This is a genomic window from Marinifaba aquimaris (assembly GCF_013328345.1).
Taxonomy (GTDB): domain Bacteria; phylum Pseudomonadota; class Gammaproteobacteria; order Enterobacterales; family Alteromonadaceae; genus Marinifaba; species Marinifaba aquimaris.
This window is the reverse complement of the sequence record NZ_JABULX010000001.1, coordinates 258,248-271,773: the sequence shown is the minus strand read 5'-3', so window position 1 is coordinate 271,773 and position 13,526 is coordinate 258,248. Positions and strand designations below refer to the sequence as shown.

Below are 13,526 nucleotides of genomic sequence, written 5' to 3'. Positions count from 1 at the left end.
TTAGCGGCTTTAACAAAAATAGAAAGCTTTTCTTCATCAAGACTTTAACGGTTTTCTAGGCGGTTAAAGTCTAACCAACCCGCATTGTGCGGAGATAATACCGAAAAATCTTGGTGTAATTCGTCGCTAAAATCCCAAAAATCGGGGTGCGTGCGTCGAATACCATAATCTTCCATTAAATCACGGTAATCACTTTCATCTTCAAGCTGGTTAATGGCCTGAATAAACGCTGATAATTGTCGATAGTCGATACTCCAAAAAGTATTGGGGTAACTGGCGACAATACCCGGTAATAGTGAGACGGTATCTTCATCTGGCAAGCGGTTATTCTGCTCATTAAAAATAGACGTGATATTACTGTGTGCTTTATTGCGCAGAAGTGAGTAATACTGAGTGCCAAGTACAGGATCGTCATTAACCTGCAAGATAGAGTATTCACTTAATAACTTAATTGCAGCGCTAGGTAATTGCTGTAATTGTATTAAGCTGGTGTGGGCTACATTATTTGATGACAAGTCTGTATTAATGGCGCTACCTAACCTTTGTTTTAACAGAGTAATGAGTTCATCTGCTGGGCTGTGCGTGACATAATTAATGTCGGGTTCGGCTTGTCTTTCAAACTTGGGTAAACGCATGTAGCGATTAACTTCATCACTCGCGCCGCGATACCAGTATTGGCGAACTTGCTCACGAGTTTGATTCGGTAATAGCTGTAAGTAGTTAGACTCACTCTCCATACGTAAAAAGTCCATGTATACGCGCGATAGTAATTGATGGCCTGCATTGCCAAATACATCAAAGCCAGCAACCAGTAAATAATGTATACGCTCTAGTTGGGTATAACCAATTAGCCAACTGGTTTTAGGCTTTTCTCCTACTAAACCCTTTGCAACCGTCGCGCTGTTGTAGTGGCGATAAATAGTCAGTGCCGCGTTATCGTTTTTGTCACTGGTTTCTGCAAACTCACCATTCCAAACAACGTTGAGGTTGATAAGGCTTTTTCCTGTGTTTGCTATATTCTCAGCTTGTTTTTGACTGAAGAAATTATCCCTTGCTTTGAAAAAAGCTTGCTGTTGGTCTGCATAACTCACCCAGTTAGTGAGCGGTAAATAAATATTTTCTTTTGTTGCTGGTAGCTCTAGTAATTCGTGGTTATTGAGCAAAAAATCGCTGTATTCTTTGGCAAGATTGACGTCGGGGTCAGTAAAATAAACCCAGAAGTGATCGTTGATCACATTTAATGCCACTTGCCCACGGCATACTGGGCCTTTAATAAAACCCATGATGGTAAATTGCGCTTCGTCTAACATAAATTTGTAGCGCGATTTAATGGGTAGCTGATCGTAAGCGACAAACGGGTTTGCTGCTACTTCGGGTTGGTAGCTTGGCAGATGGGTAACAGAGTAGTCGGTATCAAAAAACAGTTGTTGCCAAAGTGCTTTGCGTTGAGGGTTTAAAGCGTATGGCATGTGCGTTTTATTGACGATAGCATCGACAACTGGCGCTAATCGATAATAAACGCGCTCGACTTTAGGGTCGTCATAAGGTCGGCGAGTAGCGATCACTTCAATTGACGCGGGTGCTTTAGTTTTAGAGCGAACAAGTTTAAAAAATTGCGGCGCTAAATCATCAAAATACAAATGGCCTAAAAATAAGTGCTCGTAGATATACCGGCTAACGAGTTGAGCCTTCATGCTGTCTTGATTTAAAAACTGCTCCCACTGCTTCACTCTGTCGGTATAAACCATATCTAAAGTCGGTCTGGCAGTATAAAGTGCACCTTGCTCTAGCCAAGTTGATATTTGTTTAAACTCTTGAGATGAAATAGCCGGCAAACCATAAGGCATTCCTCTTTCTGGGTATTTATTTGCATAGCTGTGAAAACTTTCAACTTGCACACATTGATGACTAGCATCTATGTCTAAATCGATTTCTTCTTCATCGATTAAATCATCATTATCATAACTGGAGCCTTGCTCTTTTAAGGCGATCATCTGATGAATCAGGCTTGCATCCAATTCAGCATCGGCAGAGGCATACTCGTTAAGCACTGAATGAAAACCTTTTTCACGCCATTGTGCAGGAGTGAAAGCATCTAAATGTAGGCGGGTAAGGGGAGCTGGCAGGATTCGTGTGCCTTGATAGACTTTAGCCGGTGTGGCACCGCGTTCAATGCCTTCTATGGAGCTCATATTTAATTGGCAAGGTGCGTCATAGCAGGCGTGGCATACAACACAACGGCTTTCAATAACCGGTTGCACGTCTTGCCAATAATCCACATTGTTGGCCTCTAGTGTATCAACTTGTCGCTGTTTGGGCTCACTGTCTCCGTATAAATGGGCGAAGTTAATTTGTGCAATGGATGCACAGCCAATTATGAAAAAAACTAACAAGCCACTAAAAACTAAACGGTGTGACATCCACTTCATCCAAAAGCTCCTGCAAAAAACGACTTAATTATAATGAGGTAAGCCATTTTAGCCTAGCGTTTGCTGCGATAACTTCCACTCCACTTTTATTACAGTTGCGCTCTGATTTGCTTAAACCAGTTTTGCAATTTTTCTTGGTTTGTTGGGCCAGTTCTGATGAGTTGCTTTTGAATCGGGGCAAGTGCCTCTAATTTAGGATCTTTGAATTGATACATAGCAGAAGGTGCGATGAGTGTAATGTCACCGACAACTAAGGGTGTTTCGATTAATAAATCTAAACTGGCTTTTAAATCGCTATTAAAGTTAGCACTGTCATCGCCCAGGCTATTTAAGGCTTGCTTTGTCAATGGTGAAGTTAATTCAATTAGTTTAACTATTTTTTCAGCGGGTAACTGAGTAATGGTACTTACATAGTTGTCATAGCGGCTGTAGTTAGCACTCGATAAGATGTATTCATCATCGCTTTTTGCCACTGCTGAAAATGATGAAGTTAACGGTTTTAAAGGCAACTGGTTGTATGTAACTTCACCTTTAGCGGCGTTATGGATAAAAGTAACAAGCTGGCTGAGTAAATCACTTCCTTCAATTAATACAGTATTACTGAGATTAACTTTCTCAAGCACCCAGCTGTCGCTGTCTTCTAGTTCAGGAATTTCGATGGGCGCAGGCTCCTTTGGAGCGGGCAGAACAGCCACTTCAACTTCAGTTAATGTTTCTGTAATAGCCGTTGTTTCAGTGACTACCTCTTCAATTATTGGTATCTCTTTGGCAATGTCTGTTTCAGTGACCATTTCGGTAGTGGTTTCTACTACAACTGGCGCTTGTTCAGTTTGACTCTCTGGCATGAAAAGAAACACGAGACCGGCCACGACCGCAACAAGTGCGATGATAGGGATAAGTAGCGATGATTGAGATTGGTTGTTGACCATATTTATTACCTATGAAAATGCTAGATATATGATTTATAAATAATTAATTGAGACTAATCAAAACCTAGATAGTTCATTTTTATACGGGTTAAAAAATAAACACTTTGAAATGTTTGTTAACTTTTTAGTTATTGCAATTGCCGATATATCATCACAAACTGAATTTATAACGTCAGATAAATTATCTTTGATGTTCATGTTTGCTAAATTTTTAATTATATCTAACACTTAGATATGCTCTGCGAAGCATATTACTCAACTATTAAATTTGAATCGAGATTATGACAACTCCAGTTTTAATTTGTGATGACTCTAATTTTGCGCGAAAGCAAATGGCTCGCTCTCTACCCGATGGCTGGGACGTAGATATCACTTTCGCTTGCAACGGAGAAGAGGCACTTCAAGCCATAAAAGAAGGTAAAGGAGAGGTTGTATTCCTCGACTTGACTATGCCTGTGATGGACGGCTTCGAAACTTTAGCGAATATAAAATCTCAAGACTTGAACGCTATGGTCATAGTGGTTTCAGGTGATATTCAGCCCGAAGCGAGGCAAAGAGTTAAAAGCTTAGGGGCTATCGACTTTATCAAAAAGCCGATTAATAAAAATAAAGCCGAATTGATTTTAAAAGAATTCGGCATTTTGTAATTTTAAGCTGTGAGAGTATTTCTGTGAACCCTACTTTAAATGTCACTATCACGGAAGATCAAAGAGATTGCTATCAAGAAATCTCTAATGTAGCCATGGGGCAAGCGGCTGATTTATTAGCGCGTTTACTTGATGTACACGTGATTCTACCAATACCAGTGGTCAACTTATTAGAAGTTAATGAATTGCGTATGGCACTGAGTGGTATCGAGAGTACTGACTCTGTTTCAGGTGTTTGCCAAGGTTTTATTGGTAACGGGATCTCAGGTGAAGCTTTGTTAATTTTTAATGATGCGAGCTTCGGTGATATTTCTAAACTTTTAAAATATGGTGGTGAGCTAGATAACTCTTTAGAGCTTGAACTACTGATGGATGTAGCAAATATTTTGATCGGTGCTTGTCTGCGTGGCATTGCTGAGCAGCTTGATGTGGTATTTAGTCAAGGGCATCCCATTGTTTTAGGACAGCATGTCAACTTAGCTGAGCTTATTAATGCAAATAACTATCGTTGGACGAAAACGTTGGCGGTTGAAATCAATTACAAGATTGAAGGTTTTGACATCAATTGTGACCTCTTATTATTGTTTACTGAAGAGGCTATTGAAGCGCTTAATACCAAAATTAACTTTTTGTTGGATGATTAATGGGTACTCAATCTGCAGAGGATTTTAAAGAAATCCATTCCCTTATGGGGATGCTACAAAATTTAGATGTTGGTCTTGTTATCCTAGATCGCGAGTACAAGATCCAGCTCTGGAATAGCTTTATGGAAAGTCACAGTGGTTTAATGCCTTATCAAGTACGTGACAAATCTTTATTCGAGATGTTCTCAGAAATAAATGAGGATTGGTTTAGGCATAAAGCTGAATCTGTATTTTTATTAAATAACCGAGCTTTCACTACTTGGGAGCAAAGACCATACCTTTTTAAATTTAAAAACTACCGACCGATAACCGGTAAAGCTGAATTCATGTACCAAAATGCGACCATTATTCCATTGGGGTCAGCTGATGGTAGGGTAGAGCGTATTGGCCTAATTATCTACGATGTGACGGATGTAGCCGTTAACCGAGTAGAACTAAAAGCGGCGAATGACGAGCTAAAGCGTTTGTCCAGGACGGATAGATTAACAGGGTTGTATAATCGCGGTTTTTGGGAAGAGTGTTTAGGAAGAGAGTTTAAACGTTGTAAACGGACTGGCAGCGTTAGCTCAATGATGATTTTCGATATCGACCATTTCAAAAAGGTTAATGATGAATACGGTCACCCAACGGGTGATGAAGTGATTAAAGCAGCTGCCGAAGCTCTCAATATTAGTTTGAGGGAAACGGATGTTGCTGGTCGTTATGGTGGTGAAGAATATGTGGTGATTTTGGTCAACACATCAGCTGAGCAAGCCATGATTTACGCTGAAAGGTTACGAAAACTGATTGAGCAAACACCCGTTTCACATTTAAATCAGACAGTAAACTACACAGTCAGCTTAGGTATAGCGGAAATTAATGACGACATAGCGAGTCATGAGGAATGGATTGAATATGCTGATAAAGCACTTTACCGCTCTAAAGAAGGCGGTCGAAATCAGGCCAATGTCTACAGCTAACCTTAAGCCTTAAATATTAGAAACAAAAAAAGCGCTTAAGGTCATCTAAGCGCTTTTTTATTGACGATTTTTTCTTTATAGTTGACATATTATGTCTTTAAAGGTGGTTTATAAAATATGATCACAAATAAAATTATTCAGTTTTTCCACAGTAAGTCGGCAGGTGGTATTTTACTTTTTGTCGCCGCACTTCTTGCCATGCTTGCCGCAAACAGCGGTATTTCTATTTATTATCAAAGTTTAATCGATTTACCTGTTGCTATTCAGATTGGTGTATTTGAGATAGCTAAACCATTATTACTTTGGATTAATGATGGCTTAATGGCCATATTCTTCTTCTTAGTCGGCCTTGAGCTCAAAAGGGAAGTTTTAGAAGGGGAGCTTAATAATTTTAAAGCCGTTGCTTTCCCTGCTCTGGGTGCATTTGGTGGTATGGTTGCTCCAGCCCTGATTTTCCTGATGTTAAATGGCGGTGATCCTATTGCTATTAAAGGCTGGGCAATACCAGCAGCAACGGATATTGCCTTTGCACTCGGTATTTTAACCTTGTTTGGTTCGCGGGTACCGCTATCTGTCAAAATCTTCCTCGTATCGCTCGCTATCTTTGACGACATTGGCGCAATTATCATTATCGCCTTGTTCTACACCACTAAAATCTCTGCGACAGCATTAATTATTGCAGCAGTGTGTTTGCTATTACTCTTTATCTTGAACAGAAGCCGTTGTATGCACATTACAGCTTATATCCTTATTGGTGTAGTTATGTGGACTGCGGTATTAAAAAGTGGTGTCCATGCGACGTTAGCGGGTGTTGCTTTAGCTATGTTTATTCCCATGCGGGATACCGAAAATAATAATAACTCACCACTGATATCACTCGAACACGATTTACACTCTGTTGTGGCCTTACTTGTATTGCCTTTATTTGCATTTGCTAACTCAGGTATTAACTTAGAAGGTGTAGGTATTGATGACCTGTTACACAGTGTACCTTTAGGTATTGCAGCCGGTCTTGTAATTGGTAAGCAGTTAGGTGTATTTGGTCTTTGTTTTGTTACGGTGAAATTACGCTTAATCAAACTGCCTGAAGGTATGACCTTACCAATTCTGTACGGTATATCTTTACTTTGTGGCATTGGTTTTACCATGAGTATGTTTATTGGCTCATTAGCGTTTGAAGCCGCCGGTGATGCAGCTCAGTTTGATGAGCGTATCGGTATCATTTTAGGTTCACTCGTCTCTGGTATTGCTGGTTACTTAGTATTAAATAAAGCACTACCCGAAGAAAAACCTGAGACCAACTAAATGTTAATTAGACTCGTGGCAGTGATATTTGCGCAGCTAGTAAAGCCTTGCAAATATATCACTGAACGAGTCTTTTTATTTTTTTATTCTAAATACCGCAGCAAACTACTCAATTTTCTTTTACCGATTTCTGAGTACGGGAGCTTGCTGAGCTTTTAGAACTATTTTCGTCTAAACAAGGCCAAATTGTGAATACGTTAACCTGGTTTGATGCATCAGCTTTTTTAGTTGCATTGTTACTTTGGTTTGGCTATAGCTGGTTCGCTAAGCGAATGGCCAAAAAAGATACTTCGTTATCGAGCGTTTTAGTCATCTACCGCATTGATTGGATGAGGCATTTACTTGAACGTGAAAATAGAATGTTAGATGCTGCGTTGATGGGAAACTTAGAGCGCAACATTAACTTTTTTGCCTCTACCTCTTTACTCGCTATTGCAGGTGCATTCACCGGTATCACCACTGCTGAAAACCTACTTGCTTTTACTCAAGCCGTTCCGTTTTCTTATCCTCAAACGGTGGAGGCCATTAAAATTAAGTTTTTTGTTATCAGCGCCATCTTAGTTTTTGCTTTTTTCAAATTTACTTGGGCATTAAGACAATCTGGTTTTGTATCGGCGATGGTCGGAGCCGCGCCTAACTTTGATGATAAGAACGCAACAACATCGATGAAAAGGGCGTTTGCTCGAAATGCAGGTAAATTGCTTGATCAAGCAGGACATAATCAAAATGATGGCTTAAGAGCGTACTACTTTGCACTTGCGACTTTAAGTTGGCTTATTCACCCGCTGTTTTATATTTTGTGCAGCTTGGTTGTTGTTAGGGTGTTATACATTCGTGAGTTCAAGTCACGAACTTTAGATATGCTCAGCAGGGGGTTGTCTAGTTCAGCTTATTACATGGAAAAGCAGCAGGAATTAGAAAAAGCACGTGAAGCGCATCACAGAGATAGTAAAAGTTAACTGGTCAGAGTGGATTATTATGCACTGCTAAGTAATAATCACGCCCCCTTGAAAATCAACAACAAAAAACTTAGTTATGCCTTCCTACCTTAAATTACTGTCTGTAGTTTTTATCGGCTTTTTCTTTTCATCTTCTCATGCGGCTATTTACAAATGGACAGATGAAAATGGGCAAGTGCACTTTTCTGAACGCCCAATTGATGAAAAAAGTAAGGTTGTTGAAGTTGGAAAAGGGCAAGCAAAGCGCAGCCCGAATATTAAGGCAAATTCTGTATTAGCCAATTCAAGGTATCACTTAACTGATGAAAGCGATTGTCAGCAGTTAAGAGCACAATACACGCTTGTTCAAAAGAAGCAGTTTTCAAGCTTTGGTTATGAACAAGCTTCAGCTAAAAACCTGATTAAGCACTACCAAAGAAAGCTACAAAAGTCGGGTTGTTAATTGACTAGGTGTGCTCGAATTTAAGCGGGCACACCACTGTGAAATTTAAAATCACTGTCAGGTGTGTTAATTAACTCTGCTTCAATCTTACCAAAATAGTCGATACGCTCAGTAATGTCACAACCAGCTATTTCTTCAGCCAAGTTTAAATAATCCTGATAATGGCGTGCTTCAGAGCGCAGTAGTGATACATAAAACTTGTTTAACTCATCATCTAAAAATGGCGCTAATTTGGCAAAGCGCTCGCATGAGCGGGCCTCAATATAAGCACCGCAAATGAGCTTATCAATGAGTGTTTCGGGCTCGTGTGTTTTAATGTGCTTGATTAATCCTTTTGCATAGCGGCCAGCAGTAATGTTGTCGTATTCAATTCCTCTATCAGTCATGATCTCTAATACTTGATAAAAATGATGTAATTCCTCTTTGATTAATAGCACCATTTTATCAATTAGATCTTGGCCGTATTTTGATGTGCTTTTGGGCACTAAGTTTTTACTCAGTTTATTTTTGTCTGTTAAATCCGCTAAGTTACCTTCTTTGCGGTAAATAAACTTTTCATACGGTGCTAACCAAGCGAGTAAGGCATCACCACTTTCTTTATCAACTGCATATTTACGAATCAACCACATGGCTGTTTGAGCTGCCTTTAACTCACAAATCATGTGGTCGGTTAACAACATGGATAAGTTCTCTGGTTGCTTGGCTTTTTCGACCCATTCATCGGGCGTTGAGCAATGTAGAAACTGATTGATTGGTTCAAGTAGCGTATTCAAAAGATTAACTCTTTACTGCTGGAAATTAAGCGCATTATATCTAACTTGTGAACTTTATTAAATTTATAGCTTTCTAGTACTTTACAGGCTTGTTATTTGCTCATGTTTTAGGCACTATTTAATCAAATAACAAAACAGTAAGCTTGTGCTAAATAAAACCACTTTTGCTTGTAACGAATGTGATCTGTTAATAGAAATCCATGACATCAAAGAAGGGGAGGAAGCAACGTGTCCTCGTTGTGGTCATCATGTTCTTCAACGTAAACACGATAGTGTTAAGCGTTCGATTGCGATCAGCAGTGCTGGCTTAGTTTTATTCTTCCCTGCGATTTATTTACCTATCATGGCGATACAAGCTGCTGGCATGAAAAGCTCAGCATCGCTGATTCAAGCTATTTCATCTTTATGGCAGAGCGACTTGGTATTTGTTGCATTGAGTATCCTTGTTTTTTGCGTGATAGCGCCTTTTATAAAGCTTATAGTGGCTTTAACGGTCAATGTTTCTTTGCTACAAAATAGGACACACTTAGGTTGGCTCAAACCCTTGTTTAAGTGGTATCACAAAATGGACACTTGGGAAATGCTGGAAGTATTCATGCTTGGTATCTTAATCTCTATTATCAAATTAAAAGATATGGCAGAGTTGAGCTTCGATACTGGTATTATTTGTTTTATCTTTTTTATGCTTTCGCAATTATTTTTAAAATTATCATTAGATAAGCAACTCATTTGGCAGAGGTTGCATGACGGAAAGTAAGGACGTTATTAACCCAATAACTGCCAAGGAAAAAGGTTTAGCACAATGTCACTTATGTGATTACCTTGTGCCATATGAAGAACAAAACCCGCACCAAAAGTGTCCTCGTTGTGGAAGCCATATCGAGCAGCGAAAAAAAGATTCTTTGCGTCGCTGCTGGGCTTGGACTATCACATCTTTAATCGCCTTTCTTCCTGCTAATTTTTATCCCATTATGACCATTCTTTACTTTGGTAAAGGTCAACCCGATACCATTCTTTCGGGTATTTTTACTCTGCTGAAATTTGGGATGTACCCAATTGCTTTTGTTGTCTTTTTCGCAAGTTTTGTCGTTCCTCTTGCAAAGATAATGGGGCTGTTTTATTTACTTTATTCGTTTGAAAGGCGAACTGAATTAACGGCTAAACAGAAAACCAAAATGTATCGATACATAGAGTTTTTTGGACGTTGGTCAATGTTAGATGTTTTTGTTGTAGCGCTTTTAGTCGCGTTAGTAGAATTGGGTTCTATAGTAGAAATTGTAGCCGGCCCAGGCGCAACTGCTTTTGGCATTATGGTGATCATAACGATGATTGCTGCACACTATTTAGACCCTAGATTGTTATGGGACAAGGAAAAAATCGATGACTCAAAATGATAATACTACAGCAGCTGTTGTTCATAAAAAGAGTGCATTTAGTGCCATATGGTTACTGCCTGTTATCGCAGCAATAATAGGGTTGTGGTTAGTTGCTCAATCTATTCTTAGTGCCGGGGTGAATGTTGTCATTCGGTTAGATTCCAGTGATGGGATAGTTGCCGGCAAAACGGAGGTTCGATATCGCGGTTTGCCAATTGGTGTGATCAACGCCATTAATATCAACAAAGAAGAAGATAAGATAGAAGCTGAAGTTGAGTTGATAAAAGATGTAGAGCCTTTTTTAAATGAAACCGCTATTTTTTGGTTAGTTAAACCACAGGTTGGCTTTTCAGGCGTGTCGGGTTTAGATACGGTGCTGACTGGACGTTATTTTGAATTGAGAATAGGTGCGACAGAGGGGAACAAGAAGCGGGTTTTTGATGCCGTTTTAGAAGAGCCCCCACTGGCTAGCGATACCCCAGGTTTACATATTGTGCTGACTGCCGAAACTCAAGGCTCTGTAGGGCGAGGAAGCCAAATTTACTACAAACAAGTGGCGGTGGGTTATGTATATGATACAAAACTTGCCAAGGACAGTTCGCACATTGAAATTAAAGCGCTTATTCAACCTGAACACGCTCACCTTGTGCGTTCAACCTCTCGCTTTTGGAATGCCAGTGGTGTTGAAATAAGTGGCAGTATCTCTGCGTTTAAGGTTAGAACGCAATCTTTGGCCTCCATTATTAGTGGTGGCATCGCATTTGTTACGCCGGATAATGAACCAAGTGAGCCAGTCAGTGCAGGCTTTCAGTATAAACTGTACGAAGACTACGATGCTGCAAAAGCTGGTGTCATTGTCAAAATGCACTTCCCAAAAAACAGCAAAATACAAGTCGAAAGTACAAAAGTCATGTACGAAAATATCGAAGTCGGTTTTGTTAAATCGATTGATTACGATGAAACAACAGATTCACTTCACGGTGACGTTTATTTTTTACCGGGAATGGCTAAGCATTTAAGAGAAGACTTAGTTTTTTGGATGGTCTCACCCTCAATTGGCGCTTCAGGCATCAATAATTTAGAGACGATATTACAAGGGCCCTATATCACTTTCCGGTTAGGTGATGGTAAGGCGCCAATTGCATATGGTTATGAAGTACTGCCAACCGCCCCGCCGTTAGATTTTTCAGAGCCGGGTTTGCACTTAAAATTAATATCGCGCAATGTCGATTCTATCTTCCCAGGTGCCAACATCTATTACAAACAATTAGCGGTCGGTACGGTTCAATCAACAAAGCTACTCGGTGACAACGAATCATTCGAAGTGCATGTTCACATACAACCACAATATGAATTCTTGGTTAACGATAGTTCGGTTTTCTATCAATTAGGTGGGGTAGAATTTAGTGGTAACCTGCAATCATTTAACGTTCGAACTGCGCCTTTTGCTGCGATGATTTCTGGCGGTATTGCTTTTCAGACAATTGATTTTGATATAGGCAAAACACTTGCCGATGGTCACATGACTAGTTTATTTGATAATTTCCAACAAGCCGTTAATTCGGCAGAAATCATGCTAACCATGCCCGCTCATATGAAGCCTCTAATTAGCGGTCATACGCGTATTAAATATCAGGGCATAGACATTGGTCTAGTGATGCAACAGACCTTGATTGCTAATGAAGAACAAATTGCGGTGCAAGTAAACTTCCGTCCAGAATTTCGGGATTTATTTAAAGACGGTACTCAAATTTGGTTAGTTGAAGCAGAGCTCTCAGCAGGTGAAGTCGATGTTGATGCATTGATTGGTGGTGCTTATTTAGAACTACAACCTGGGTTTGGTGAGCGAAAAGATGAGTTTGAATTATCGTTAACGCCAGCGAAAAAAGAGCACTTAGCAAGTGGCCTGCAAATTCAATTCAAGGTTGATGATTCTGGCTCAATTAGCAACGGTTCAGATATTACGTACCGCAAATTGAAAATTGGTGAAGTTGATTTGGTCAAGATGACTGATGATGGCAGCCAAGTTGATATATATGCGACTATTTTTGATAGCTATCGCCACCTTGTAACTAAAGGTGCGCATTTCTATAACGCCAGCGGTATCGAAGTACAAGGTAGCTTGTCAGGCATTAAAATAAATACAGCGAGTGTGGCAAGCATACTAGAAGGTGGCATTGCCTTGTTAGCAACAGACGAAATGGACTCAAATCCTGCAGATGAAGGGGAGGTATTCGAGTTGTTCCCGACTGAATTGGCAGCTGAAATGGGCGGCGTGAACTTGGCGATTACTTGGCAGCAAGTTGTCGATATCAAAGTAGGTGCACCTGTTGTTTTTAACAACCACAAAGTGGGTGAAGTTACCAAAGTAAGATTAAGCGAAGACCTCGCTACCACAAAAGTTGAACTTTTTGTCGCTAAAAAATATCAATCGTTATACCGCAGCGATAGTCAATTTTGGCTCGAACAAGCGAGAGTCAGCGTTGCTGAATTTAGAAACCCTATGGCATTAATTTCGGGTAACTACGTTTCTGTTCGAGCTGGTAGTGAGCAAGCTAATACGGCTTATACATTTATCGCTAGCACGTACGAGCCAGCGTTAAAAACGCTTAAAACAGGTTTAAACCTGACATTGTCTACAGATTTTGCAGGTTCTGTAAAAGCGGGTGACCCTGTTTACTATCGCCAAGTTGAAGTTGGTGATGTACTTGGCGTTGATTTAAACGGTTCAGGAAATGGAGTGTCGATTTTTATCAACCTTAAATCGCGCTATGTGAATTTAGTCAATGATCAAACTAAGTTCTGGAATGCAAGCGGAATTGAAGTCGATGCCGGATTATTTTCAGGCGTGAAAATCGATACGCAATCCCTTGAAACTATCGTTTCTGGCGGTATTGCTTTTGCGACACCAGAAGATAAAAAGGCGGAAAAAGCGCAGCAAGGGCAGCGCTTTAAATTACACGATTCTGTTGACCATGATTGGTTGGAGTGGAAACCAAACTTGCCATTAAACTAAGCGCATAGGCCTATGTACTGAGTAGCTGTCATCTATGTAATTATTAA

At 40.0% G+C, this 13,526-nt stretch carries 10 protein-coding genes and 1 pseudogene; 8 read left to right on the top strand and 3 right to left on the bottom strand.

Features of this window, described 5'->3' with window-relative positions; genetic code table 11:
- Positions 1-44: 44 nt before the first annotated feature.
- Together HR060_RS01365 and HR060_RS01360 are read right to left on the bottom strand one after the other, a co-directional pair.
- Positions 45-2,429 (bottom strand): fatty acid cis/trans isomerase, encoded by a 2,385-nt coding sequence (locus HR060_RS01365; protein ID WP_174198462.1) that lies wholly within the window; start codon positions 2,427-2,429, stop codon positions 45-47.
- An 89-nt stretch (positions 2,430-2,518) separates the two neighbouring features.
- Entirely contained in the window at positions 2,519-3,358 is an 840-nt protein-coding gene (locus HR060_RS01360) for a DUF3014 domain-containing protein (RefSeq protein ID WP_174198461.1), read from the bottom strand.
- A 281-nt stretch (positions 3,359-3,639) separates the two neighbouring features.
- Here HR060_RS01360 and HR060_RS19180 point away from each other — a divergent pair.
- The 5 genes and pseudogenes from HR060_RS19180 to HR060_RS01330 all read left to right on the top strand — a co-directional run bounded on the left by HR060_RS19180 (position 3,640) and on the right by HR060_RS01330 (position 8,314).
- Positions 3,640-4,649 (top strand): annotated as a pseudogene (locus HR060_RS19180) (response regulator).
- Positions 4,649-5,608, top strand: a complete 960-nt coding sequence (locus tag HR060_RS01345; protein ID WP_174198458.1) for a sensor domain-containing diguanylate cyclase — start codon at positions 4,649-4,651, stop codon at positions 5,606-5,608. The pseudogene HR060_RS19180 and the gene HR060_RS01345 overlap by 1 nt, the downstream one beginning before the upstream one ends.
- Positions 5,609-5,725: 117 nt before the next feature.
- Complete coding sequence (gene nhaA, locus HR060_RS01340; RefSeq protein WP_174198457.1) at positions 5,726-6,913, top strand: Na+/H+ antiporter NhaA; 1,188 nt, start codon at positions 5,726-5,728, stop codon at positions 6,911-6,913.
- A 188-nt stretch (positions 6,914-7,101) separates the two neighbouring features.
- Complete coding sequence (locus HR060_RS01335) at positions 7,102-7,872, top strand: DUF599 domain-containing protein (protein ID WP_343044132.1); 771 nt, start codon at positions 7,102-7,104, stop codon at positions 7,870-7,872.
- Between the two features lie 76 nt (positions 7,873-7,948).
- Positions 7,949-8,314, top strand: coding sequence for a DUF4124 domain-containing protein (locus HR060_RS01330; protein WP_174198456.1), 366 nt, complete (start codon positions 7,949-7,951; stop codon positions 8,312-8,314).
- A 20-nt stretch (positions 8,315-8,334) separates the two neighbouring features.
- Here HR060_RS01330 and miaE read toward each other — a convergent pair whose 3' ends face one another.
- A complete protein-coding gene (miaE, locus tag HR060_RS01325) occupies positions 8,335-9,087 on the bottom strand; it encodes a tRNA isopentenyl-2-thiomethyl-A-37 hydroxylase MiaE (protein ID WP_174198455.1) in 753 nt (250 codons plus the stop codon).
- 145 nt (positions 9,088-9,232) lie between these two features.
- On the opposite strand from miaE, the gene HR060_RS01320 reads away from it, so the two are divergent.
- Genes HR060_RS01320 through HR060_RS01310 form a run of 3 tightly spaced genes read left to right on the top strand, consistent with a single transcriptional unit; the run spans position 9,233 to position 13,479 of the window.
- Entirely contained in the window at positions 9,233-9,844 is a 612-nt protein-coding gene (locus HR060_RS01320; protein WP_174198454.1) for a paraquat-inducible protein A, read from the top strand.
- Positions 9,831-10,481 (top strand): paraquat-inducible protein A, encoded by a 651-nt coding sequence (locus HR060_RS01315; protein ID WP_174198453.1) that lies wholly within the window; start codon positions 9,831-9,833, stop codon positions 10,479-10,481. The genes HR060_RS01320 and HR060_RS01315 overlap by 14 nt, the downstream gene beginning before the upstream one ends.
- Complete coding sequence (locus tag HR060_RS01310; RefSeq protein WP_174198452.1) at positions 10,468-13,479, top strand: PqiB family protein; 3,012 nt, start codon at positions 10,468-10,470, stop codon at positions 13,477-13,479. The genes HR060_RS01315 and HR060_RS01310 overlap by 14 nt, the downstream gene beginning before the upstream one ends.
- Positions 13,480-13,526: the final 47 nt, after the last annotated feature.